24 protein-coding genes are annotated in these 23021 nt (G+C 59.0%); 16 read left to right on the plus strand and 8 right to left on the minus strand.

The genetic code is table 11. The features are described 5' to 3' along the window. Window positions 1-4: 4 nt before the first annotated feature. From AGR2A_RS26155 to AGR2A_RS26175, 5 genes are read left to right on the plus strand one after another with little or no spacing between them, the layout of a single operon-like run. The gene (locus tag AGR2A_RS26155; RefSeq protein WP_072495320.1) at window positions 5-505 is read left to right on the plus strand and encodes a ferredoxin-type protein NapF; all 501 of its coding nucleotides are present in this window, start codon (window positions 5-7) and stop codon (window positions 503-505) included. Beyond that, window positions 498-785, plus strand: a complete 288-nt coding sequence (locus AGR2A_RS26160) for a chaperone NapD (protein WP_080823552.1) — start codon at window positions 498-500, stop codon at window positions 783-785. Before AGR2A_RS26155 ends, AGR2A_RS26160 begins: the two co-directional genes overlap by 8 nt. Then, the gene (napA, locus tag AGR2A_RS26165) at window positions 760-3264 is read left to right on the plus strand and encodes a periplasmic nitrate reductase subunit alpha (protein WP_080823554.1); all 2505 of its coding nucleotides are present in this window, start codon (window positions 760-762) and stop codon (window positions 3262-3264) included. Before AGR2A_RS26160 ends, napA begins: the two co-directional genes overlap by 26 nt. Beyond that, complete coding sequence (locus AGR2A_RS26170) at window positions 3234-3725, plus strand: nitrate reductase cytochrome c-type subunit (RefSeq protein WP_034499927.1); 492 nt, start codon at window positions 3234-3236, stop codon at window positions 3723-3725. The genes napA and AGR2A_RS26170 overlap by 31 nt, the downstream gene beginning before the upstream one ends. Before the next feature lie 2 nt (window positions 3726-3727). Continuing rightward, window positions 3728-4423 carry a cytochrome c3 family protein gene (locus tag AGR2A_RS26175; protein WP_107327949.1) on the plus strand — a complete coding sequence of 232 codons (696 nt, stop codon included), beginning with the start codon at window positions 3728-3730 and terminating at the stop codon, window positions 4421-4423. A gap of 221 nt (window positions 4424-4644) precedes the next feature. Here AGR2A_RS26175 and xth read toward each other — a convergent pair whose 3' ends face one another. Continuing rightward, window positions 4645-5421: an exodeoxyribonuclease III gene (gene xth / locus AGR2A_RS26180; protein ID WP_072495317.1), complete on the minus strand. Its 777-nt coding sequence runs from the start codon at window positions 5419-5421 to the stop codon at window positions 4645-4647. Window positions 5422-5430: 9 nt separating this feature from the next. Continuing rightward, entirely contained in the window at window positions 5431-5607 is a 177-nt protein-coding gene (locus tag AGR2A_RS26185) for a hypothetical protein (protein WP_080823558.1), read from the minus strand. 200 nt (window positions 5608-5807) lie between these two features. Here AGR2A_RS26185 and AGR2A_RS26190 point away from each other — a divergent pair, with 200 nt between their 5' ends. From AGR2A_RS26190 to AGR2A_RS26215, 6 genes are all read left to right on the plus strand, one after another. Continuing rightward, window positions 5808-6707 (plus strand): Ku protein, encoded by a 900-nt coding sequence (locus AGR2A_RS26190; protein ID WP_072495370.1) that lies wholly within the window; start codon window positions 5808-5810, stop codon window positions 6705-6707. An 11-nt stretch (window positions 6708-6718) separates the two neighbouring features. Then, a complete protein-coding gene (locus tag AGR2A_RS26195; RefSeq protein ID WP_072495316.1) occupies window positions 6719-7531 on the plus strand; it encodes a Ku protein in 813 nt (270 codons plus the stop codon). Beyond that, window positions 7528-8559: a non-homologous end-joining DNA ligase gene (gene ligD / locus AGR2A_RS26200; protein WP_072495315.1), complete on the plus strand. Its 1032-nt coding sequence runs from the start codon at window positions 7528-7530 to the stop codon at window positions 8557-8559. The genes AGR2A_RS26195 and ligD (AGR2A_RS26200) overlap by 4 nt, the downstream gene beginning before the upstream one ends. A gap of 169 nt (window positions 8560-8728) precedes the next feature. Next, window positions 8729-9205, plus strand: a complete 477-nt coding sequence (locus AGR2A_RS26205) for an Hsp20 family protein (protein WP_072495314.1) — start codon at window positions 8729-8731, stop codon at window positions 9203-9205. Between the two features lie 69 nt (window positions 9206-9274). Then, window positions 9275-9574, plus strand: coding sequence for a DUF982 domain-containing protein (locus AGR2A_RS26210; RefSeq protein ID WP_072495313.1), 300 nt, complete (start codon window positions 9275-9277; stop codon window positions 9572-9574). Between the two features lie 14 nt (window positions 9575-9588). Beyond that, window positions 9589-9780 carry a hypothetical protein gene (locus AGR2A_RS26215; protein WP_312620668.1) on the plus strand — a complete coding sequence of 64 codons (192 nt, stop codon included), beginning with the start codon at window positions 9589-9591 and terminating at the stop codon, window positions 9778-9780. Between the two features lie 58 nt (window positions 9781-9838). On the opposite strand, the gene ligD (AGR2A_RS26220) is transcribed toward AGR2A_RS26215, so the two are convergent. After that, on the minus strand, window positions 9839-12490 hold the full coding sequence (gene ligD, locus AGR2A_RS26220) for a DNA ligase D (protein ID WP_072495312.1): 2652 nt from the start codon (window positions 12488-12490) through the stop codon (window positions 9839-9841). Between the two features lie 278 nt (window positions 12491-12768). Further along, window positions 12769-13005, minus strand: coding sequence for a DUF6894 family protein (locus tag AGR2A_RS26225; protein ID WP_035208414.1), 237 nt, complete (start codon window positions 13003-13005; stop codon window positions 12769-12771). A gap of 284 nt (window positions 13006-13289) precedes the next feature. On the opposite strand from AGR2A_RS26225, the gene AGR2A_RS26230 reads away from it, so the two are divergent. Beyond that, entirely contained in the window at window positions 13290-13604 is a 315-nt protein-coding gene (locus tag AGR2A_RS26230; RefSeq protein WP_037093040.1) for a histidine kinase, read from the plus strand. 14 nt (window positions 13605-13618) lie between these two features. Beyond that, window positions 13619-13864: a hypothetical protein gene (locus AGR2A_RS26235; protein WP_080823560.1), complete on the plus strand. Its 246-nt coding sequence runs from the start codon at window positions 13619-13621 to the stop codon at window positions 13862-13864. Between the two features lie 446 nt (window positions 13865-14310). On the opposite strand, the gene AGR2A_RS29920 is transcribed toward AGR2A_RS26235, so the two are convergent. From AGR2A_RS29920 to AGR2A_RS26250, 3 genes are all read right to left on the minus strand, one after another. Beyond that, window positions 14311-14724: a hypothetical protein gene (locus tag AGR2A_RS29920; protein WP_052821207.1), complete on the minus strand. Its 414-nt coding sequence runs from the start codon at window positions 14722-14724 to the stop codon at window positions 14311-14313. A gap of 78 nt (window positions 14725-14802) precedes the next feature. Further along, on the minus strand, window positions 14803-15576 hold the full coding sequence (locus AGR2A_RS26245) for an SOS response-associated peptidase family protein (protein WP_072495311.1): 774 nt from the start codon (window positions 15574-15576) through the stop codon (window positions 14803-14805). 305 nt (window positions 15577-15881) lie between these two features. Then, window positions 15882-16241 carry a hypothetical protein gene (locus AGR2A_RS26250; protein WP_052821205.1) on the minus strand — a complete coding sequence of 120 codons (360 nt, stop codon included), beginning with the start codon at window positions 16239-16241 and terminating at the stop codon, window positions 15882-15884. Window positions 16242-16658: 417 nt separating this feature from the next. On the opposite strand from AGR2A_RS26250, the gene AGR2A_RS26255 reads away from it, so the two are divergent. The 3 genes from AGR2A_RS26255 to AGR2A_RS26265 are packed head-to-tail and all read left to right on the plus strand — an operon-like array spanning window position 16659 to window position 22109. Further along, complete coding sequence (locus tag AGR2A_RS26255; protein ID WP_072495310.1) at window positions 16659-17423, plus strand: ImuA family protein; 765 nt, start codon at window positions 16659-16661, stop codon at window positions 17421-17423. Beyond that, the gene (locus tag AGR2A_RS26260) at window positions 17344-18855 is read left to right on the plus strand and encodes a Y-family DNA polymerase (RefSeq protein WP_072495309.1); all 1512 of its coding nucleotides are present in this window, start codon (window positions 17344-17346) and stop codon (window positions 18853-18855) included. The genes AGR2A_RS26255 and AGR2A_RS26260 overlap by 80 nt, the downstream gene beginning before the upstream one ends. Continuing rightward, window positions 18852-22109 carry an error-prone DNA polymerase gene (locus tag AGR2A_RS26265; protein WP_080823562.1) on the plus strand — a complete coding sequence of 1086 codons (3258 nt, stop codon included), beginning with the start codon at window positions 18852-18854 and terminating at the stop codon, window positions 22107-22109. The genes AGR2A_RS26260 and AGR2A_RS26265 overlap by 4 nt, the downstream gene beginning before the upstream one ends. 52 nt (window positions 22110-22161) lie before the next feature. On the opposite strand, the gene AGR2A_RS26270 is transcribed toward AGR2A_RS26265, so the two are convergent. Beyond that, window positions 22162-23001 carry a DUF3800 domain-containing protein gene (locus AGR2A_RS26270; protein WP_072495307.1) on the minus strand — a complete coding sequence of 280 codons (840 nt, stop codon included), beginning with the start codon at window positions 22999-23001 and terminating at the stop codon, window positions 22162-22164. Window positions 23002-23021: the final 20 nt, after the last annotated feature.

Below are 23021 nucleotides of genomic sequence, written 5' to 3' on the forward strand. Positions count from 1 at the left end.
CGAGATGATGATGGAAGTCTCTCTCAGCCGGCGCGATTTCCTGCGCGGCGGGCAAAAAAATAGACCACGCATCTGTCCCCCCGGGGTCGCGCTGAGCGACCTCGCCGCGTGCAGCGGTTGCGCAAAATGCGTCGAGGCCTGTCCTACCGGCATCATCGCCATGGCGGACGGTTTGCCTTGCGTGGATTTCTCCGCCGGGGAATGCACCTTTTGCGGCAAATGTGCTGAGGCCTGTCCTGAGCCGGTCTTTGCTGCCCCCACGGCACAGCGCTTCGGTCACGTCATGGCGATCGGTGAGGGGTGTCTCGCCTTCGGCAATATCGATTGCCAGGCCTGCCGCGATGCCTGCCCGACCGAGGCCATCCGGTTTCGGCCACGCCGTGGCGGCCCCTTCGTTCCGGAACTGCTGGGAGATGCCTGCACCGGTTGCGGGGCCTGCGTGTCCGTCTGTCCCGCCAGTGTGATCGAGATCAAAGATAGAGCCACGGAGATGCAATATGCTTGAAAATACAGGCCGGTATCATGTTTCAAGCGCCGTGGTGGCGGTGATGCCGCAGATGCGGGACGCCGTGCTCGCAACGCTTTCGACGCTCGACAATGTCGAGGTTCATGGCGAGGGCAACGGCAAGATCGTCATCGTCATAGACGGCACGAGCACCGGCATGCTGGGCGATACGCTCACTTATATTTCGACGCTCGACGGTGTGATTGCCGCCAACATGGTTTTCGAACACGTCGACACAGAGGAGACAAGCGGCGATGAGCAGCGAACTGACGCGGCGTGATCTATTGAAGGCCCATGCCGCCGGCATTGCGGCGGCAACGGCGGGCATTGCGCTGCCGGCCGCCGCCCAGCCGGTGCCAGGCGGGGTTTCCGCATTGCAGATCAAGTGGTCCAAGGCGCCCTGTCGTTTCTGCGGCACGGGCTGCGGCGTCATGGTCGGCGTCAAGGAAGGCAAGGTCGTCGCCACCCATGGCGACATGCAGGCGGAGGTCAATCGCGGCCTCAACTGCATCAAGGGCTATTTCCTGTCCAAGATCATGTATGGCAAGGACCGGCTGCAAACTCCGCTTCTGCGCAAGAGAAACGGCGTCTACGCCAAGGATGGCGAGTTCGAGCCTGTGAGCTGGGACGAGGCCTTCGACGTCATGGCCACGCAGTGCAAGCGGGTGTTGAAGGAGAAGGGACCGACGGCCGTCGGCATGTTCGGCTCCGGCCAATGGACGATCTTCGAAGGTTACGCCGCAACCAAGCTGATGCGTGCCGGCTTCCGCTCCAACAATCTCGATCCTAATGCCCGTCACTGCATGGCGTCTGCTGCCTATGCCTTCATGCGCACCTTCGGCATGGACGAGCCGATGGGCTGTTACGATGATTTCGAACATGCCGATGCCTTCGTGCTCTGGGGTTCGAACATGGCGGAGATGCATCCCATCCTGTGGACGCGCATTGCCGACCGGCGTCTGGGCTTCGACCATGTGAAGGTGGCAGTGCTTTCGACCTTCACCCATCGCAGCATGGACCTTGCCGATATTCCGATGGTCTTCAAGCCGGGCACGGATCTCGTCATCCTCAATTACATCGCCAACCACATCATCAAGACCGGACGCGTCAACGAAGACTTCGTGAGGAACCACACGAAATTCGTGCGCGGTGTCACCGATATCGGTTATGGCCTGCGGCCCGACAATCCGGTTGAGGTGAATGCCGCCAATTCCGCCGATCCAACCAAGACCGAAGCGATCGATTTCGAGACCTTCAAGGAATTCGTCTCCGAATACACGCTGGAAAAGACCGCAGCCATGACCGGCGTTGAAGCCGGTTTTCTGGAGGAGCTGGCCGAGCTTTATGCCGACCCGAAACGCAAGGTCATGTCGCTGTGGACCATGGGTTTCAACCAGCATGTTCGCGGCGTCTGGGCCAACCAGATGGTCTATAACATCCATCTTTTGACGGGTAAGATTTCCGAGCCGGGTAATAGTCCGTTCTCGCTCACCGGCCAGCCCTCGGCCTGCGGCACGGCGCGTGAGGTGGGAACCTTCGCCCACCGCCTGCCTGCCGACATGACGGTGACCAACCCCGAGCACCGCAAACATGCCGAAGAAATCTGGCGCATTCCCCACGGCATCATCCCGGAAAAGCCGGGTTATCACGCCGTCCAGCAGGACCGCATGCTGCATGACGGCAAGCTGAATTTCTACTGGGTTCAGGTCAACAATAACGTCCAAGCCGGACCCAACACCAAGAACGAGACCTATAAGGGATATCGCAACCCGGAAAACTTCATCGTTGTTTCCGATGCCTATCCGACCATCACGGCCATGAGCGCCGACCTCATCCTGCCGGCCGCCATGTGGGTGGAAAAGGAGGGGGCCTATGGCAATGCCGAGCGGCGCACCCATGTCTGGCACCAGCTTGTCGAGGCCTCGGGCGAGGCGCGCTCCGACCTCTGGCAGCTGGTGGAATTCTCCAAGCGCTTCACCACGGATGAGGTGTGGCCGGCGGAGATACTGGACGCCAATCCCGCCTATCGCGGCAAGACGCTGTACGAGGTGCTCTTCAAGGACAGTGATGTCGGCAAGTTCCCGTTAAGCGAGATCAACGCGGATTACCAGAACCAGGAATCCAAGGATTTCGGCTTCTATCTGCAAAAGGGTCTCTTCGAGGAATATGCCGCCTTCGGGCGCGGCCACGGCCACGATCTGGCGCCTTACGATGCCTATCACGAGGTGCGCGGCATGCGCTGGCCGGTGGTGGATGGCAAGGAAACGTTGTGGCGTTACCGCGAAGGTTACGACCCCTATGTCAAACCGGGCGAGGGCGTGAAGTTCTACGGCAACAAGGACGGCAAGGCGGTCATCATCGCCGTGCCCTACGAACCGCCGGCGGAATCCCCGGATGCGGAATTCGATACCTGGCTGGTGACGGGCCGCGTGCTGGAGCACTGGCATTCCGGCTCCATGACCATGCGTGTGCCGGAACTTTACAAGGCTTTCCCTGGCGCCCGCTGTTTCATGAATGCCGACGACGCGCGCAAGCGCGGGCTCAATCAGGGCGCGGAAATCCGCATCGTTTCACGCCGTGGCGAAATACGTTCCCGGGTGGAAACGCGCGGCCGTAACCGCATGCCGCCAGGCGTCATCTTCGTTCCGTGGTTCGATGCCAGCCAGCTCATCAACAAGGTCACGCTCGACGCAACCGATCCCATCTCCAAGCAGACGGATTTCAAGAAATGCGCAGTCAAGATAGAGCCAGTCGCATGATCAGGAAACATGGATGGATCGCCGCCACGCTTCTGGTCGTGGCGTTGGCGACGGGGGCCGTTGCGCAGATGGTGCCGGAATTGTCCGGCCCACGCGGTGATGCCATGCAGACCGAACCCGCCAAACCCCTGCCGAAATGGGTGGTCGACGATTTTAGACGCATGCGCGCTTACCCGGAGCAGCCGCCGGTCATCCCGCATTCGATCGACGGTTACCAGCTTTCGGTCAATGCCAACCGCTGTCTTTCCTGTCACAAACGCGAGTTCACGCAGGATTCCGGCGCGCCGATGATCAGCGTAACCCACTATATGACGCGCGAAGGCCAGATGCTGGCGGACGTTTCGCCGCGCCGTTATTTCTGCACCGCCTGCCATGTCCCGCAGGCTGATACCCGACCGCTTGTGCCCAGCACGTTTGAGGACATGAGCACGATGGGCGTCAAACCGGCGGGTAGTGAATAATGATCGCCCGTGTGAAAAAACTTCTCACCTGGTTATGGGCGGTTCTGACGACGCCGGCCGGCACGCTCAGCCTCGCCTTCCTGACGCTAGGCGGCTTCGTCGGTGGCGTGATGTTCTGGGGCGCCTTTAACACCGCGCTCGAGATGACCAACAAGGAAGCCTTCTGCATTTCCTGCCACGAGATGCGTGCCAATGTTTATGAGGAACTGACTCGAACGGTGCATTTCTCCAACCGTTCCGGCGTGCGCGCCTCCTGTCCCGATTGCCATGTGCCGCATGAATGGACCGACAAGATCGCCCGCAAAATGCAGGCCTCCAAGGAAGTCTGGGGCAAGATTTTTGGCACAATCGACACCCGCAAGAAGTTTCTAGACAAGCGGCTGGAACTTGCCCAGCACGAATGGTCGCGCCTCAAGGCCAATGACAGTCTGGAATGCCGCAACTGCCACTCCTCCGTCGCCATGGACTTTACCAAACAGACACAGCGCGCCGCCGATATCCATTCAAAATATCTGCTGACGGGCAAGGCCACCTGCATCGATTGCCATAAAGGCATTGCTCATGAACTGCCGAACATGGAAGGCATTGATCCAGGTTGGAAAATGCCGCCGGCCCTCGACGGTCACCCAGGACAGACGGCATCTGCGATCGATGATTTGCGACGGGCGATGAGTGATGTGCACCGGAACGTTTTCTAGGAACCCCCCTCGTTCCAAAGACGAGCCTTCGATCGCCGCGGCGTCTGTGCGGGCGTCGAAGCCTATGGGTCCGTTCGGTCCAAAGGCGTCGACATATGCTCGATTATGGACAAAGACCTTTCCAGCCCGTCCGCCATAACAGCGCTCATGCGAAAGCCTCGGTCCGCCCTTCGCCGCCAGCAGGGAGGCGCGCGAAGCATCCTTATCCGCTCTATGGGTCTCTATCGGTCGTCCAGTACAATCCAGGCGGGGGCGTGATCACTGGTGTGTTCCCACGCACGCGCAAACTTGTCGACCCCACACGCCTGCAATCGTTCCTGCATGGATGGGGTCAGCAGGAAATGATCAATGCGCAGACCCGCATCCCGCGCAAACGCGTTCCGAAAATACTTCCAGAACGTATAGATCCGCTCGTCCGGATGCAGCAGTCTGATGGCGTCCGTCCAGCCCATTGAAATCAGGCCGGCATAGGCTGCGCGAACCTCGGGGCGAAACAGGGCGTCGTCTCGCCAGCGCTCAGGCTTATAGACATCGAGGTCGGTCGGCATGACATTGAAGTCTCCAACAAGGGCGCATGGCACGTCCAGCTCAAGCAGTTGACCTGCGTAGAAACGCAGCCGCTCAAACCAGCGCAGCTTGTAGTCAAATTTCGGCCCGGGTGCCGGGTTGCCGTTTGGCAAGTAAAGGCAGCCGATGATCATGCCATCGATGGCAGCCTCGATATACCGGCTGTGGCTGTCGTCAGGGTCTCCGGGAAGCCCCCGGCGCGTCTCGAGAGGTTCCTGACCCCGGGCAAGGATTGCAACGCCATTCCATGATTTCTGCCCATGCCAGATGGCGCCGTAGCCGGCGCGCTCGATTTGGCGGCGCGGAAACTTTTCGTCCGGCGCTTTCAACTCCTGCAGGCAGACGACATCGGGTTTTGCCTGATCGAGCCAGCGGATCAGTACTTCGAGCCGGCCGTTGATACCGTTGACGTTATACGTGGCGAGCTTCACCGGGGTTCGTCAGTGTTTGCGATCACCCCGGTCACCCTGGCCCGGTTTCGCATCATGCTTCGCATCGTGGCGTGCGTCGGCGGAGAGCGATCGCGAGACGTCGACGCTTTCCTTGAACTTGCCGTCCTTATCGCGGCGCACATAACGCTTGTCGGTTCCGGTATCGATCAGTTCACGCTTGCTCATGACAGGCCTCCTCTTTGCGTTTCGTGAAGAGGAAACGTTCGTCGCCGCAAAAAGATGCACCGGAATCAAGCGTCTAGCGAAGAATCGCAACGCCAGTTGTGATCGTGGCCCTAAGTCCTTGAAAAATGATTCGTTTTGACTCGGAACAAATGCATGCTGATTCGCTTGAATCGCATTGGTTGTGGCAGGAGTTTTGCGTCATGGTTGCCCCGCGAGCGAATTGGAAGGGCTTTATCAAATTCGGAGAAGTCGCGTGTCCTGTGGCTCTCTATACTGCGGCATCATCATCTGAACGGATTGCTTTCAACACCCTCAATCGCCGAACCGGCAACCGGGTGAAACGCGAATTTATCGACAGCGAGACCGGCGATCCGGTGGAACGGGACGCACAGGTCAAGGGCTATGAGATCGAGAACGGCCAGTATATCGTTCTCGAGCCGGACGAGGTTGCTGCGGCCGTGCCTCACAGCGACAAGACGCTGAAGATCGACGCCTTCATCCCCTGCAGCGAGATCGACAGCGTCTATTTCGACAAGCCGTATTATCTGGCGCCCGACAGGATGGGGACGGACGCTTTCGTTCTTTTGCGCGATGGCATGAAAAGAGCCAAAGTTGCTGCGATCGCCCGCACCGTGCTCTTCCGACGGCTGCGTACGGTGCTGATCAGGCCACACGGGAAAGGCCTGATCGCCACGACGCTCAACTTTGACTATGAAGTCCGCTCGTCGGTGGAAGTCTTCGAGGAGTTGCCGGACCTTAAGATCGAAGGCGAGATGCTTGAGCTTGCCGAGCACATTATCGGCACAAAGAAGGGGACCTTCGACGCAAGCACGTTCGACGACCGTTATGAGGCCGCCGTTGCCGAGCTGGTGAAGGCCAAGATCGAGGGCAGGGCCCTGCCGAAGAAGAAGGCCGCAGCGGTCCCGCGGCAAAACGATCTTTTGCAGGCGCTACGCGAGAGTGCTGGCATGGGCACCAAATCCAGGCAGAAACGCGCCGCTTCTAACGCCAACAAGAGTGCTGGCCGTCAGAAGGCCTCGAAACCGGGTGCTGCTGCCAAATCAAATGCGGTCTCTTCACAGACGCGCCGCGCCGGCTGACGGAGGAAATCATGGCTGTCCGTCCCTATTGGAAAGGTTATCTGAAACTCTCGCTCGTCACCTGCCCCGTGCAGATGATGCCGGCAACGTCCGAAAGTGAGAAAGTTCGCTTCCACACCCTCAACCGCGATACCGAAAACCGGGTCGTCAGCCACTACGTCGATAGTGTTACCGGAAAAGAGGTGAGGGAGGAGGATGAGGTCAAGGGCTATGAGCGTGGCGAGAACGAATTCGTCATCCTCGAAGACGAAGAACTGGAAAACGTTGCGCTCGACAGCACCAAGACCATCGACATCTCGACATTTACGCCCCGCGACAGCATCGAGTGGATATGGCTCGACACGCCCTATTATCTTTCACCCAACGATGCTGTCGGCCAGGAAGCATTCTCGGTCATCAGGGATGCGATGGAAGCGCAGAACATGGTGGGGATTTCACGTCTGGTGATTACCCGCCGCGAACGCGCCGTCATGCTTGAGCCACGCGGCAAGGGTATCGTTCTGTGGACGCTGCGCTATGGGGATGAAGTCCGTGACGAGGATACTTACTTTGGGGGGATCGAAGAAGATGAAACGGCCGATAGCGAGATGATGCGTCTCGTGCAGCAACTGATCAAAAAGCAAACGCAGCACTGGGACCCCAAGATGGTCATCGATCCGGTTCAGGAACGGTTGCTTGACATCATTGCCGCCAAGAAGAAAGCGCTGAAGAAGTCTGCAAAACCCAGGGCATCCACACCGGCGAAGTCGGCACCCAACAATGTCATCAATATCATGGACGCGCTGAAGAAATCGGTTGCCGCCGAGAACCGGGCGGGCAAATGAAACGCCCCGCCAAGCCGCTTCTGCAGAATGACAGCCTGACGGCAAAATCGCAGCCGCGCCGCAGGCGCGATCCGGCTCAGCCCAATCTGCCGTTCGACCCGATGCCAGATCGCGTCGAGCCGTGTCTGGCGCTCCTGAAGACGGCCCCGCCGTCCGGCCCCGAGTGGGTCTATGAAATGAAGTGGGACGGCTATCGGCTCGCGGTCCATATCGAGCCGAAGGGTGTGCGGATCATTACCCGGGGCGGCCACGACTGGACGCACCGGTTTCCCGCTATCGCCGCAGCGGCCAGGGACCTTGGAGTTGCAACAGCCATCCTTGACGGCGAAGCGGTGGTGCTGAACGGCGAGGGTCGCTCCGATTTTGGCGCTCTGCAACGCTCGCTCGGTGGGCGAGGCGGCAAACGGGCGTCGACAAAAGCCGTACTCTTCGCCTTCGATCTTATGTATTTCGATGGTCACGATCTCACTCGTACCGAGCTGTCGGTCCGCCGGCACTTGCTGGGGAACCTGCTTGAAGACGCGACCGGCGCAATCCAGCTGTCCGAAGAAATAGAAGCGGACGGCGCTGAATTATTGGCGAGCGCGTGTTCCCTCGGCATGGAAGGCATCATCGCAAAACATCGTGACAGCACTTATCGCTCGGGCCGGACCGGAGACTGGCTGAAGATCAAGTGTGTTCAAAGCGAGAGCTTCATGATTGTCGGCTACGAGCAGTCGGCGGTGGCGCGCGGCGGGATTGGCAGTTTGCTGCTGGCGGCGAGACGTGGCCATGACTGGGTCTATGTTGGCGCCGTTGGAACCGGGTTCAAGGAGAAAGATGCGGCGTATCTGAAGCAGACCCTGGATAGGCTGAAGACGAAGACACCGGTCGTTCCGCTCAAGGGCAGGAATTACGTCTTCGCGCAGCCGACGCTCATCGCCGAAATCGAGTTCCGTGGCTGGACCGACGATGGCAACCTGCGTCATGCGTCCTATAAAGGACTGCGCGAGGTACAGGACAATGCCGCGGTCCATGAACTCGACTGAGTTGGTCTTGGCCGGCGCCAGGACGTCAATTTTTTCTGACGGCACCCTTGAATCGTAAATTTCCGAAAACCAAATCGATTGCCGCCAGCTGCTGAGACAGGGCTGGACTTGCTGGAAGCGCCGCGTTTCGGCGCTTCTGTACCCATGTTGCTTCAAGGAGGATATGGCTATGGCAACATCTTATGACTACGCACCCCTGTTCCGCTCGACCGTCGGCTTCGACCGGATCTTCAATCTTCTTGAAAATGCCCAGCGCGCCCGCTCGATCAGCGACTGGCCGCCCTATGACATCGTCAAGACCGGCGATGACAGCTACCGGATTTCGGTCGCGGTCGCAGGGTTTGCCGAGGACGAGCTAGACATCACCTTTCAGTCCAACCTTCTCACCGTTACCGGCAAGAAGCAGGACGCTTCCGCCGATGAATACCTTCATCGCGGTATAGCCGGCCGGCCTTTTGAACACCGTTTCGAACTTGCCGACCATGTCAGGGTGAATGGCGCCGATCTCCGCAACGGTCTTCTGTCGATCGATCTCGTTCGTGAGATTCCTGAGGCCTTGAAACCGCGCAAGATCGATATCCAGACCAGCCCGGCCCTTCAGCATAAGGTTGCCTCGGCGCAGATCGAAGCGCAAAAGGCGGCCTGATCGAATTTTAAAAAAACGGGCGCCGTTGCAGCGGCGCCCGTCAACATCGGGGGTAGGAAGGAGAGCGCGATGAAACCCGATATGTTCAACGAGCCCGTCACCATCCTTATCGGCCTTGGTTTCCCGACCGAGGTTCGCAGCGTCATCGACGCTTACCGGCATCTGGCGGAATGGCCGGCATCAATGCGCGATACGGCGCATTCAATGGCGCTGAAGGCCTGCAGGGCGGCATTGCGCGGTGAGATCGAAGCGGACACCGCCCGGGGTCTGTTTGCAGCCTTTGCCGCCAAACACGATCTGCTGGCCCCGGACGTTGATGTCATCTCCGCGTCCCGTCACTCGCACGACAAGGATCCGCACGTTCGCTGAGGAAGCCTCCATGCATGAGAATCCGCAGCTTGCCGCTCAAGGGTATGGAAATTGCGCGGCCGATCGATGTGGTGGACGCAACCACGCTCAAGGTCGACGAAAAACGGACCATATTGGCCGCTTGGGCTTCGAACCTCTACACGACCGACTCAAGGCCGGCGTACCGCCAGATGCCTGGAACACCGGGCCCTGTCCTCAATCGATGAGGTGCAGGCTGCGCTGAGCGACCTTGACCTGAGCTACGGGTCTTGATCCAGGCCGCTCTCAGGCGGCCTGTTTCATCGATTTCGTCAGCCGCTTGATGGCCTGCTCCAGCGAACGCTGCCCGTCGCAGTAATCCTCCCAGGCGGTTGTCTTCGACAAAAGCGCCGGTACGGTGCGAATGGTGAAGCGTTTCGGATCGAGATCCGCTTTTACCTGCTTCCAGGTCAGTGGCATCGAAACTGGTGCGCCTGGCCGGGCGCGCGGTGACAGCGGCGCGACAGCAGTCGCCATTCGGTCATTGCGCAGGTAGTCGAGGAAGATCCGACCGTTGCGCTGGTTCTTCGCCATCTTGATCAGGTAAAGGTCAGGGTTGTCACGTGCCATCTGCAGGCAGACATCGTGTGCGAAGCCTTTCGCCTCCGGCCAGCTCAGCTTCTTTCCCTTCGGTACCGCAAGCGGGGTGACGACGTGAAGGCCCTTGCCGCCGGTGGTCTTGCAGAAGCTGACGAGGCCAAGTTCCTCCAGCCGGTCGCGCATTTCCCGGGCGGCTTCGACCACGGTGGAGAAGGGTACGTCCGGACCCGGATCAAGGTCGAAGACAAGACGACCGGGCACCTCCGGTTCGTTGGGCTCGCAATTCCAGGGATGCAGTTCGACGCCGCCGATCTGGGCGATGGCGGCAAGGCCCTCAACGCGATCAATCTGCAGATAGGGTTTCTTGTCGCCGAACACCTTGACCAGTTCGAGCAGGTTCGACGTTCCCGGCATCGCGTGTCTCTGGAAGAACTGCTCACCACCGATGCCGTCAGGCGTCCGGATGATGGAGCATGGCCGTCCCTTGATATGGTCGATCAGCCATGGACCAACGGCCTCATGATAGTGCGCGAGATCCTCCTTGGTGACCGGCTCACCGTCATTTGCATCGGGCCAGAGCGGCTTGTCAGGGCTGGAGATCATCACGCCCATAACTTCTGCCTTGGTGTTCTTGCCGCGTGCCGGTCGCGACGGCTTTGGCCGGGCCGGCGTTGGCGTTTCAGTTTTCCCTGGCGATGCCGGCGTTTCGGCCTCGACCTCCTTCGCCGGCTTGTCTTCGCGCAAACCCTTGAAGGCTGCCTGACGGACCAGTCCGTCCGCGGTCCAGCCGGCGAACTGGATCTCGGCCACCAGTTCGGGCTTGACCCAGACGATGTTGGGTTCTTTTTTCGGAGCGCCTATTCCGGTAAAGGGCGATTTTGAGGTTTCCAGTTCCCGGAGCTTCGGCAGGATTGTATCCACCGTTTTGGCACCATAGCCGGTCCCGACCCGCCCGACATAGACGAAGTGATTGTCCCTGAAGACGCCGACAAGAAGTGAACGAAACTTGCCGTTGGTTTTGGCGTAAGCGCCAATTACAACCTCATGTCCGGCGCGGCATTTGGATTTCGCCCAGGTATCGGTACGCCCCGACTGATAGGGGGCATCCGCCTGCTTCGAGACAATGCCCTCCAGCGAGAGCTTGCACGCCGATTTCAATACTGCATCGCCGCCGGTCTCGAAATGTTCGACGAACCGCAGGCGCGGATCTTCCCCCGCCTTACTCAGCAGCGCTTCGAGCCTTTTCTTGCGTTCCGTAAGCGGTAGTTGCCTCAGATCCTCACTCCCCTCGAACAGCAGGTCGAAAGCAAAATAGACGAGCGCATCCGTTTTACCTTCTGACAGCGCCGCCTGAAGTGCGGCGAAGTCCGGGGCACCGTTTTCATCGAGCGCACAGATCTCCCCGTCGATGATGGCATCGGGCAAGCTCGCGGCCGATGTCGCAATCGCCGGATATTTGGCCGTCCAGTCCAGCCCCTTGCGCGTCTTCAGCGTGACTTCGCCGTTTTCAATGCGCGCCTGAATACGGTATCCGTCGAATTTGATCTCGTGGATCCAGCCATCGGTGGTGGGTGGACGTTCGAGCGTTTCGCAAAGCTGCGGAGGTATGAAGTCAGGCATCGCGGACTTCGCTGCTTTCCGCGCTGCCGGGCGCCTTTTCTTTGTATCCGCCGCACGTTTGTCTGCCGCCAGTCCATGATTGCTGTCCCAGACGGCGTCGGCCTGCACATCGCCGCTCTGCACCATGAACGGTTTTGGTTTCTTTCCTTTACCTGCGGCGATGGCGGCCATGGTTCTGCCCGAGGCAACCGACGTGTTGTTTTCGTCAAGGATGGCGGCGCCGTTTTCTTCGACCGAGAAGTCGTCGCGATGCTTGATCAGCAGCCAGTTCGTCCGCTTGCCACCCTCACGGTCGTTGCGGATCCGCACCAGCACGAAGCTGCCTTGCAGCCGCTCTCCTTCAAGGGTAAACTTGAAGTCGCCCTTGGCGAGAGCCTGCTCGGGCGTCCTGTTGCCTTCCGGCTCCCAGTAGCCGCGGTCCCAGAGCATGACCGTGCCGCCGCCATACTGGCCTTTGGGAATCGTGCCTTCGAAGTCACCATAGTCCAGCGGGTGGTCTTCCACCTCCACGGCCAGGCGCTTGTCCTGGGGATCGAGAGACGGTCCCTTGGTCACAGCCCAGGACTTGAAGACGCCGTCGAGTTCGAGGCGCAGGTCATAATGGAGCCGCGTGGCGTCATGTTTCTGGATGACAAAGCGCCGGCGGTTTGAAGCTTTCAGCTTCGTTTTTCCGCTTGGCTCCTGCGTCTTCTGAAAATCGCGTTTCTGCCTGTAGGTCGAAAGCTTGTCGTTGGCCATGGGTATCCCCGAAAAAATCCACCTCCCGCTTCGAAGGAATACGGGATGAGGCACGGGCCGACAGGTGGACGCGTAATCGCCTTTTCGTTGTGCGGGATGAGAAACGGGTTCGCATTCATCACCCCGTTGCGTCCGGTGCACACAGCCCGCGAACTCAACGGTGAAAAGGCAACGGGTTATGCTTTGGTTCCATACAGAGGCCACCAAGGCGGAATGGCAGTTCAAGCGGACGACCAAGTCGAAGTGGGTGTTGTCTCGTCATCGCCAGGCAGGAAGGTTCATTCAAACCGGACGACAGATTTCAGGGGGATTTTTGCGACCAGCACGCCGTCGCCTCTGACGACCTCGAATTCCGCGCCATCCACGATTTCATCCTTGAGGATTTTTTCCGCCAGCATTTCTCTTGCAGCCTGCGCGGCCTCGATATACGCGCGCTCGTCACTTGCCAGCATGGTTCCCTCAGTGTCTTCGGAGAGGCCGTCAGCGTCCCGAACGTGGAAGTAATACCGCTGCATGTCTTAGCTACCTGTTTTGTCTCGCAGATTTTTCAACCGCCTTCAAAGAACATGGTTCCATCGGACCCTCTGAAAAGGTATCGTCTCAGCGGGAACCCTCATCGCTATGCGCGGTTTGGCATGAATGCCATGACAGCAGTCGCGAATTGCCAAGCTGCAAGCCATGGATAACACGAGAACCGACCGCGTCTTCCGCTCGCAGGCGGTTCATTGCGCAAACAGAGGATATCTCTATGTTGCGAGCGTTTCGTGGGAAAAAGCTGATCATCGTAGAACAACGCCTTATGCTGACATTTGCGTGCCGTCAGCGGCTGCAGGCAGCAGGGGCCACCGTCCTGGGATCGGTTCGATCGACACGATGCCTGCTCGATGCGTTACTCGAGTGGGATGTTGACGCCGCAATCGTCGACGTGGAGATCGACGATCAGACGTTGCTGAATGTTTCGATTGCACTGGAGAACGCCAATGTGCCATTCGTTTTCGCGAACCGGGCCAAATCGAACGACCGCGGTTACTCTGTGAGCGGCGATAGCGCGGAGCTTCGGGAAATAGCCGATGCACTTTTCGGTCCGCCCGGAACGTCAACCACTCTTCACTGACCGTCGCTCGACGGTTGATCGTTCCCGGAACGACGCTCAACGCCTGGGCGAGGACGAGTACTGAATTCCTGGAGAGCGATACGTCGCAAAGTGGCGAGAAGCTCTACATCAATCCTGGAGTCGTGATCGGCGGCTGGAAAATCCCGGATGATCTCGCCAATCGTTTTTTCAACAAGCCGGCTCTGCACTCGCTCGTCAGCGGTAAAGCGCGCGGCCCAGCGGAAAAGGAGGCGTCGAAGCGGACATTCGTGAAAATTTGATGGTTTGGGCACGCAGCCGTCCTCCACACGATATAGGCGGGAGCACGTAGTAACCTCAGCTGCCACCGCCTATGAATTCGGTTGGTGGCGATGGAAGGAGTGTAACACGTCTGGTGGATGAGTCGAGCGATTAGAGTTCAAGGGTAGAGAGTTGTAGCCCGGCAGCAGGCTGTCGCAGCCGGTCTGAATGGTTGTTGAAGGCATAATTTGCGTGCGATGTGAGCAAAAAGAAACCCTCCAGTGCGGAGGGTTCCAAGCTGTGCAACCGTGACCGGCTGCAAGAGCAGTGGACGGGGGAAAGACCATCCGCCTGCCTAACCGTCGCCGTGATAGTCTGTTCCGAAAAATTCGATCCTCAATTGAGGTTATTGCGGCGCTCGCAGCCAGCATGCTTGCAACAGTGCTTCTCGCATGAATGGCCTCGCCAGCCTTACTGCTTCCAACGCTCACTGATGTGCACCTCCGATTATATCGACTGGTCCTCTCGATGTTTCCATCAGCGGCCAGCGGACCTTCCTCTTCCATTCGGTCAAGGCATCGGCAGGTGAGGTGCAGAAAACCCACTCAATGAAAGCATCGGATATGTTAGGATGGTCGTAGAGGAGGGCGGCGATGCCTTTCCGCTCGCTAAACAATATCTCGATCTTCGCTCCCGTCGGGATGTCGTCATCATCAGCCCAGAGTTCCATGGCAACGTATCCGGAATAGGCGGTCAGGTCGGATTCCCGATCGACTTCGGCGACCAGCCGCTGGTCGAGATTATCGTGAATGGATTGCCGCATGCCGAAGAATTGACCATCCTCCAGAAATCTCTTTGGATAGACACCATGATTCTCGAGAATGTAAGGGTGGATATGCATCTTCCTTCTCCTCTCTCCGAACAGTTCAGCGGGTTTAGTCTCCTCATCAATTGGCATCCATCTGGCGATGGCCGCCAGTTATAAAAGGCTGCCTTGCTCCACCGGTTCGCCAGATTTCGAAATGATCGATGATCCATAAGGTTCACGCGACAGGATGATCAGCGCGTCGTTTGGTAGTGGGCGGGCGAGGTGCCTTGCCTCATCCCAAGGCGCCCGCATCCAGACGTCGGTTTCTTCCTTCGTCAGCAGTAGAACAGGCATTGCCTTCTCGTGGATCGGCTTCACGAGATCATTCGGATCGGTCGTCAGGAAACCGTATAGGTCGTCGGTTGTGAGCCCGTCCCTGACCTTGCGGACGCTCTTCCATTGCGGCACGTGGATGCCCGCAAAGAACATCATCGATTTCGTATCATCGCGGGCAACCCAGGCATTGGGAACATTGCCACCCTCCTGTTTGCTCATCGGGTCCGGTTCGGCAAAGCTTGTGACCGGGACGAGACACCTGCGCTCGACGCCGAACCATCGCGTCCAGTGAGGCAGGTTGAGCTTACGCACATTGGTCACGCCACGATCCGGTTCCATGCGGATGAGCTCATCCATATCGACGGCCTTGCCCTTGGCCTTCAGTTTATCCGCCCTTGCTTCGGCGGCTTTCTTTTGGACGAAGATAGGCGAGGGCAGGCCCCATCGTGCATGAACCAGCTGCTTCTTGCCGTCCGCCGTGTTTCGGATGATCGGCCCCATCTGGTCGGGGTTCATCTGATAGGCCGGCATGAGGTTGATAAGGCTTTCGGCGTCCTGGGCCCACTTTGAGACCCAGTCCCTGTCTTCCATCCGATAAAGGTTGCACATGGCAGCAATTCCTCCGTTGCGACCGAATGCAGTTTTTCCGGTGACTTCCGCCTGCGTATCTAGTCGAGCTTATAAACGTCGGCATTGTCCTACCGTTCCCGCAGGCCGTTGTAGGAAGCGTGGCGGAGTTTATCGTCGCCCGTCCTGCCCTGAACTCGATCTCGGCGATCAGGCAAACGCCTATCCTCTGGTCTCCATCGGCTGCGGATGCGATTGCCCGCTGCGGCTAGCGCCGTGGAGGAACGCCGCATGTCAAGGCGCAGGCGCTATTCCGCAGCCCGTTTAGGTCGCTTGATGCCACCGCATTAGCCGGTCAGTCCCGACATTCTCAACAGAGCTATTCCGATTGCAGCGGAAATCACGGTCAGTGATATACATGCAAACAACCGGTAAACTCTCTCCTTTGACGTCAAGAGGAGATAGACCGAAGCGATTCCCAGAAAGCAAATCGTCGCGAGGGCGCCATAAGCTCGATACTCGCCCGAATAAAGCCATGTCCCCAAAGCCACAAAACCACAAATAACAAAAACAAGTTCGAGCTTTTGCAACGTAACACCCCAAGAAGATCTGAGCGGGATTTTAGGGAATTGATCTCGCAGGTCAACTTTGCCATCGGGCTGCATGCGGCGGGGCTTGATGCATCCGCCTACACGTCCGATGTTCATATGGCCTCAAGCTTAAAAGCTCCCGTATAGGTCGAACGCTGCGGACAGCCATTGATGCAATCAACCGCAGCGACGCGGCATTAAATAGAGCTGGGCTTCGGTATTACGATCGAGCTTTGTCTCGGTGGCTTCGTCATGCAGGCGAGTTCAGCACGAAACCTTAAGAAGATTGTGACGCCGCTCATCTATCCCCGCTATCGCGATCTGGAGCCCGACAAGAGTGGAGTGCGGCAAAAATTCTTGTTATCCCTACAGCCTTGAATCCTTTTCGAATCTTCGGTTTTGCTAATGTTGTGATAATGTTGCTCAACTTTCTGGTGCTTGACTCTTTTATAGCGTCGGAACAAACAATGAACAAATAGCCTGTACGGCATAATGTCGATCCTTTGAACACCACCTTGAAGGGAGCCGTGAACGATGACCGCTGCGCGCCCGAAGGGGTTGTCGGATGTGATCTGTGATTTGCGTGGCCGCATCGCCTCGATGGAGGGCACAGCAGCGAAACGGGCCGGAACGCTCTCTTTCGGTGTGCCCGAGATTGATGCTTCCTTGCCTGGCGGGGGTCTTGCCTATGGAGCCCTGCATGAGTTCGCAGGCGGAGGATCCGGTACCGTCGATGGTGCAGCCGCCGCGCTTTTTGTCGCCGGCATTGCCGCCCGGACCAAAGGCCCCGTCATCTGGTGTCTGACGCGACCCGACCTGTTCTTTCCGGCGCTGGCCCAGGTCGGTCTCCATCCCGACCGCGTCATCTTCGTCGAGTCCGACAGGGAAGAGGATGTGCTGGCCAACATGGAGGAGGGCCTATCCTTCGGCGGTCTCGGCGCCGTTGTTGGCGAACTTGTCCGCCTGCCGATGGTGAGTTCCCGCCGATTGCAGCTGGCCGCCGAGCGAACCGGGACCATGGCGCTCGGCGTTCGGCGATGGCGGCGGCAGACGGAGGCGAATGATTTTGGCCAGCCCACGGCGTCAACGACGAGATGGCGCGTCAGCGTCATGCCGTCCGAGGCACTGCCGGTCCCGGGGGTGGGCAGGCCTCAATGGTTTCTGGAATTAATGCGCGTGAAAGCGGGTGAGTGTGCTGAGTTTCTCGTGAGAGCGTGTGATGACAAGGGTCGTATCCATTTATCTTCCAGATCTGCCGACGGATCGCATTCGTCGAGCCGATCCCTCCATTCCGCCTGAACAGCCGATCGCCGTGATTGCAAGAAGCGGTTCGAAGCGATGGGTTTCGGCTGCCGACCCGGCTGCCAGAGCGGCAGGCGTACATGTCGGCATGCCGGCGGCAAAGGCGCAGTCGCTGTTTCGCGGCCTGATGATGGTCGATGCAGATCCCGAAGTTGACGCCGCTGCACTTGAGCGCATCACGCTCTGGGCGCTGACGATCTATTCGCCAATTGTTGCCGTCGACGGGATTGATGGCATTGTCATGGATACCGAAGGCGCCGACCACCTGCAGGGCGGCGAGCTGCCAATGGTGACAAAGATCGCCAACAAGTTTCTGGGCAGGAAGCTGACTGCCCGCGTGGCGGTCGCCGACAGCTGGGGTGCGGCCCATGCCTGTGCGCGGGCCATCAATCGGGAAACGATCGTGGTTCCGCCGGGCGAGACCGTTCGGGCGGTCGAAAAGCTGTCGATTTCGCTCCTGCGCCTGCCGTCCAAGATTGTCAGCGATCTGCGCATCCTTGGTTTCCAGACCATCGGTGAGCTTGCCAATACCCCGCGCGCGCCGCTGACGTTGCGCTTTGGTCCGGAGATCGGCCGCCGTCTGGACCAGATGCTCTGTCGTATCGCTGAGCCGATCGAGCCGGTCCGCACCCCCGAGCTGGTCGAAGTTTCGAAAGCCTTCGCTGAACCGATTGGCGCTGCCGAAACGATCAACAAATATGTCGGCCGCCTCGTCGTCCAGCTGGTCGATGAGCTTCAGAAGCGCGGCCTTGGGGTGCGCCGTGCCGACCTGATCGTCGAGAAGGTCGACGGTACCAGGCAGGCCATTCGCGCAGGCACCGCCAAGCCTGCCCGGGACATCGCTTGGCTGACGAAACTGTTCAGGGACCGGACCGAAAAGATCGAGCCGGGTTTCGGGATCGAGAAGCTCATCCTTGTTGCCGTTCTGGCCGAGCCATTGGAAGAGGCGCAGAAAGTCTCTGCTTTGGTCGAGGATGACATCACCGATGTGACGCCTCTGATCGACATTTATGGAAACCGTGGACAGAGGGTCTATCGCGTCGCGCCGGTTGCATCCGATGTGCCGGAACGCTCCGTCCAGCGGATCAGTCCGGTTGCTGAACCGATTGCAATTGGCTGGGTGAGCCACTGGCGCCGTCCGGTCCGGCTTTTATCATGCCCCGAACTGATCGAGGCAATCGCTCTGATGCCTGACCGGCCGCCCGTCTCGATCGTGTGGCGCGGCAAGCGCCGTAAGGTCAAACGCGCCGATGGCCCGGAACGCATCTTCGGGGAGTGGTGGCAGCGCGACGCCGAGATGGAGGCGGTGCGCGACTACTTTGTCATCGAGGACGAGGCAGGCGAGCGCCTGTGGGTATTCCGCTCCGGCGACGGCGTCGATCCCGAAACCGGTTCCCATCGCTGGTTCTGCCACGGGATCTTCGCATGAGCTACGCCGAGCTTCAGGTCACGACCCACTTTTCCTTCCTGCGCGGCGCCTCCTCTGCACAGGAATTGTTCGAGACGGCGAAACAGCTCGGCATTGAAGCACTCGGCGTCGTCGACCGCAATTCGCTGGCAGGGATCGTCCGCGCGCTGGAAGCATCCCGCGCCACGGGTCTGCGCCTGGTCGTCGGCTGTCGGCTCGATCTCGCGGATGGCATGTCTGTGCTGGTCTATCCGATGGACCGATCCGCCTATTCACGTTTGACGCGCCTCATCACGCTGGGCAAATCGCGTGGCGGCAAGAACAACTGCATCCTGCACTGGGACGATATCGTCGCTTACTCCGAGGGCATGATCGGCGTTCTGGTGCCGGATCTGCCGGATGATCTTTGCGCGATCCAGCTTCGAAAAATGGCTGAGTTGTTTGGTGATCGCGCATACGTGTCTCTCTGTCTGCGTCGGCGACCGAACGACCAGTTGCGCCTGCATGAGATTTCCAACATGGCGGCACGGTTCAGGGTCAAAACCGTCGTCACCAATGACGTGCTGTTTCATGAACCGGGCCGGCGGCAGTTGCAGGACATCGTCACCTGCATCAGGCACAACACCACGATCGATGACGTCGGCTTCGAGCGCGAGAGGCATGCCGACCGGTATCTGAAGCCGCCGGAGGAGATGCAGCGTCTGTTTCCACGTTATCCGGAGGCCGTGGCACGAAGCATGGAGATCGTCAGGCGCTGCACGTTTAGCCTCGAGGAGCTCACCTACCAATACCCGGAGGAAGCAATTGTGCCGGGTAAGGATGCCCAAGCCTCACTCGAGCATTATGTCTGGGAATGCGCTCCCGATCGCTACCCCGAAGGCCTGCCGCCGGACGTCCTCAAAACCGTACGGCACGAGCTCGATCTCATTCGCACCATGAAATACGCGCCTTACTTCCTGACGGTGTTTTCGATCGTGCGCTTTGCCCGGAGCCAGGGCATTCTCTGCCAGGGCAGGGGATCGGCGGCCAACAGCGCCGTCTGCTATATTCTCGGCATTACCTCGATCGATCCATCGACCAACGACCTCCTCTTCGAGCGTTTCGTTAGCAAGGAGCGCGACGAACCGCCAGACATCGATGTCGACTTCGAGCATGAACGGCGCGAGGAGGTCATTCAGTGGATCTACAAGACCTACACGAAAGACAAGGCAGCACTCTGCGCCACCGTCACCCGCTACCGGGCCAAGGGTGCGATCCGCGATGTCGGCAAGGCGCTCGGCCTGCCTGAAGATGTGATCAAGGCGCTGTCATCAGGCATGTGGTCATGGTCGGAGGAAGTGCCCGACCGAAACATCCGGGAACTCAATCTCAACCCCGACGACCGCCGTCTGGCGCTAACCCTGAAACTGGCGCAGCAACTGATGGGAGCGCCGCGCCATCTTGGCCAGCATCCCGGCGGCTTTGTCCTTACCCATGACCGGCTGGACGATCTCGTGCCGATCGAGCCGGCGACGATGAAAGACCGGCAGATCATCGAGTGGGACAAGGATGACGTCGAGGCGCTGAAATTCATGAAGGTGGACGTCCTTGCGCTCGGCATGCTCACCTGCATGGCAAAGGCCTTCGATCTTATTCGCGAACACAAGGGCGATGATCTCGATCTGTCGAAGATCGAGCAGGAAGATGCCGCGACCTACGCCATGATCCGCAAGGCTGACACGCTCGGCACCTTCCAGATCGAGAGCCGTGCCCAGATGGCGATGCTGCCGCGCCTGAAACCCCGCACCTTCTATGATCTCGTCGTGCAAGTGGCGATCGTCCGGCCCGGTCCTATCCAGGGTGACATGGTGCATCCCTACCTTCGCCGCCGTGAAGGCAAGGAGCCGGTTGAATATCCCACACCCGAGCTTGAGGCCGTGCTTGGCAAGACCCTGGGTGTGCCGTTGTTTCAGGAGAGCGCCATGCGTGTCGCCATGGTCTGCGCCGGTTTTACCGGTGGGGAGGCCGACCAGTTGCGCAAGTCGATGGCGACCTTCAAGTTCACCGGCGGCGTTTCTCGCTTCAAGGAGAAACTCGTATCCGGCATGGTGAAAAACGGCTACTCACCCGAGTTTGCCGAAAAGACCTTTTCCCAGCTCGAAGGTTTTGGCTCCTACGGCTTTCCGGAAAGCCATGCAGCATCTTTTGCGCTGATTGCCTATGCCTCGAACTACATCAAGTGCCACTATCCGGACGTGTTTTGCGCAGCACTGCTCAACAGTCAGCCGATGGGCTTTTATGCGCCCGCCCAGATCGTCGGTGACGCGATCAAACACGGCGTTGAGGTGCGACCTGTGTGCGTCAACCGCTCCCGATGGGACTGCACGCTGGAAAAGATCGGTCATACCGATCGACACGCTGTGCGGCTGGGGTTTCGGCAGGTGAAGGGACTGGCCGTCGCAGATGCGGCGCGGATCGTAACGGCGCGTATGAACAGCCCGTTCGTGTCGGTCGATGACATGTGGCGCCGTTCCAGCGTGCCGACGGAAGCGCTTGTCCAGTTGGCAGAGGCCGATGCCTTTCTGCCCTCCCTCAAGCTCCAACGGCGCGATGCGCTCTGGGCGATCAAGGCGTTGCGCGACGAGCCCTTACCGCTGTTTGCCGCCGCGGCCGAACGCGAGATGGTGGCAATTGCAGAGCAGCAGGAGCCGGAGGTTGCCCTGCGACAAATGACGGACGGGCATAACGTCATCGAGGACTACAGCCATACCGGATTGACGCTGAGACAGCACCCTGTCGCCTTTCTGCGCAATGACCTTTCGGCACGAAACATCATAACCTGCGCGGAGGCGATGAATGCGCGGGACGGCCGGTGGGTTTACACGGCGGGCCTGGTGCTGGTCCGGCAAAAGCCAGGATCGGCGAAGGGCGTCATGTTCATCACCATCGAGGACGAAACGGGCCCCGCCAACATCGTGGTCTGGCCAACGCTGTTTGAGAAGCGCCGGCGAGTGGTGCTGGGGTCCTCGATGATGGCAATCAATGGGCGAATCCAGCGAGAAGGGGAGGTCGTGCACCTCGTCGCACAGCAGCTGTTCGATCTGTCGGGGGACCTTGTTGGCCTGGCCCATCGGGATGTCGAGTTCAAGCTGCCAACGGGACGAGGCGATGAGTTTGCCCATGGGGGCGGTGGGCCGGATTCACGGGAACGGCCGAAGCCGGTTGTCCCGCGGGACATGTTCACGCCGGACCTTCATATCGATACGCTGAAAGTGAAGAGCCGGAATTTCCAATGAAAAATGCTCAGACCGAGCGTGTCGAGGGAGCGCATGCACCACCAAAACCGCTTCAATCCTCAGGCGTGGCGACTTGGGATGCGGCGGCCATAGCTTTCGGCGTTGCTATCGGAAAAGGGTGAGCTGGAACTGGAAGCGAAGCGAGGCGCGCTTCTGTCTCCGGCGAGACATGACAGCGCAGACCTGAGACTGGCCCGATGCCGTACCGGGCAAAGTACGGCCTTATGAGCTCGAAGCCACGCTGGTCGCCTGACTGAAAGTGACGGAAAATCCAGTAAGCGATCAAATCCGCCATCTGAATCAGGCGCGATGCCTTCGAATCCAGAAAAAGCGGGACTTCGGCAAAGTTGCGAAGTTGGCCGCTGGCATGCCCGACGTGCTTGAACACATGAGAGAGGGTTTGGATTTTCTCCTCATAATTGCTTTTGTCGAGGATGGCCAAGCCGCGCTGGGGATTCTTTTTCTTGTAAAGCGTCTTCAGATAGCCATCAAAACACGAAGCCACCTCCTCGAAGCTCCGAGCCAGAATATCGTTCGGAGAGAAGAGCTTCTTTTCGATGACGCAGGCGTAGACCTTCAACTGCAATTGCTTGTCTGCCAGTAGCGACAAGATATCGACAACGGCTTGAACTCTGTCGTTTGGAGGCACACCTTTCCAGGTGCCGTTGCCCGAGCGCATTGGGTTTCCATGGAACTCGATTTCTCGAGGATTGGTTGAGCTAAAGCGCGCTGCTACAGGATCTATCTGGGCTTCCAGCCAATGCGTTTGGCGCTCGAATATGCTAAAGCCTGCAAGGACAAAGAAGTCGGAGCTTGGATCATGCGAGTGACCAGACTCGTCGAGATATAATAGATGTAACGAATCCCCCTGAAACGAAAAAGCGGACCGCATGCGGTCCGCTCCAATTCGGT

The organism is Agrobacterium genomosp. 2 str. CFBP 5494, from assembly GCF_900013495.1.
Lineage (GTDB): Bacteria > Pseudomonadota > Alphaproteobacteria > Rhizobiales > Rhizobiaceae > Agrobacterium > Agrobacterium pusense.

Coding starts and splice junctions, on each gene's coding strand:
- AGR2A_RS26155 (WP_072495320.1), top strand. CDS start 5: ATGATGATGGAAGTCTCTCTCAGCCGGCGCGATTTCCTGCGCGGCGGG.
- AGR2A_RS26230 (WP_037093040.1), top strand. CDS start 13,290: ATGCTGACATTTGCGTGCCGTCAGCGGCTGCAGGCAGCAGGGGCCACC.
- AGR2A_RS26185 (WP_080823558.1), bottom strand. CDS start 5,607: ATGAGCAAGCGTGAACTGATCGATACCGGAACCGACAAGCGTTATGTG.
- AGR2A_RS26195 (WP_072495316.1), top strand. CDS start 6,719: ATGGCTGTCCGTCCCTATTGGAAAGGTTATCTGAAACTCTCGCTCGTC.
- ligD (WP_072495312.1), bottom strand. CDS start 12,490: ATGGCCAACGACAAGCTTTCGACCTACAGGCAGAAACGCGATTTTCAG.
- AGR2A_RS26205 (WP_072495314.1), top strand. CDS start 8,729: ATGGCAACATCTTATGACTACGCACCCCTGTTCCGCTCGACCGTCGGC.
- ligD (WP_072495315.1), top strand. CDS start 7,528: ATGAAACGCCCCGCCAAGCCGCTTCTGCAGAATGACAGCCTGACGGCA.
- AGR2A_RS26160 (WP_080823552.1), top strand. CDS start 498: ATGCTTGAAAATACAGGCCGGTATCATGTTTCAAGCGCCGTGGTGGCG.
- AGR2A_RS26190 (WP_072495370.1), top strand. CDS start 5,808: ATGGTTGCCCCGCGAGCGAATTGGAAGGGCTTTATCAAATTCGGAGAA.
- AGR2A_RS26215 (WP_312620668.1), top strand. CDS start 9,589: ATGAGAATCCGCAGCTTGCCGCTCAAGGGTATGGAAATTGCGCGGCCG.
- AGR2A_RS26225 (WP_035208414.1), bottom strand. CDS start 13,005: ATGCAGCGGTATTACTTCCACGTTCGGGACGCTGACGGCCTCTCCGAA.
- AGR2A_RS26260 (WP_072495309.1), top strand. CDS start 17,344: ATGACAAGGGTCGTATCCATTTATCTTCCAGATCTGCCGACGGATCGC.
- AGR2A_RS26210 (WP_072495313.1), top strand. CDS start 9,275: ATGAAACCCGATATGTTCAACGAGCCCGTCACCATCCTTATCGGCCTT.
- AGR2A_RS26245 (WP_072495311.1), bottom strand. CDS start 15,576: ATGTGCAACCTTTATCGGATGGAAGACAGGGACTGGGTCTCAAAGTGG.
- AGR2A_RS26255 (WP_072495310.1), top strand. CDS start 16,659: ATGACCGCTGCGCGCCCGAAGGGGTTGTCGGATGTGATCTGTGATTTG.
- napA (WP_080823554.1), top strand. CDS start 760: ATGAGCAGCGAACTGACGCGGCGTGATCTATTGAAGGCCCATGCCGCC.
- AGR2A_RS26170 (WP_034499927.1), top strand. CDS start 3,234: ATGCGCAGTCAAGATAGAGCCAGTCGCATGATCAGGAAACATGGATGG.
- AGR2A_RS29920 (WP_052821207.1), bottom strand. CDS start 14,724: ATGCATATCCACCCTTACATTCTCGAGAATCATGGTGTCTATCCAAAG.
- AGR2A_RS26270 (WP_072495307.1), bottom strand. CDS start 23,001: ATGCGGTCCGCTTTTTCGTTTCAGGGGGATTCGTTACATCTATTATAT.
- AGR2A_RS26250 (WP_052821205.1), bottom strand. CDS start 16,241: ATGAACATCGGACGTGTAGGCGGATGCATCAAGCCCCGCCGCATGCAG.
- AGR2A_RS26265 (WP_080823562.1), top strand. CDS start 18,852: ATGAGCTACGCCGAGCTTCAGGTCACGACCCACTTTTCCTTCCTGCGC.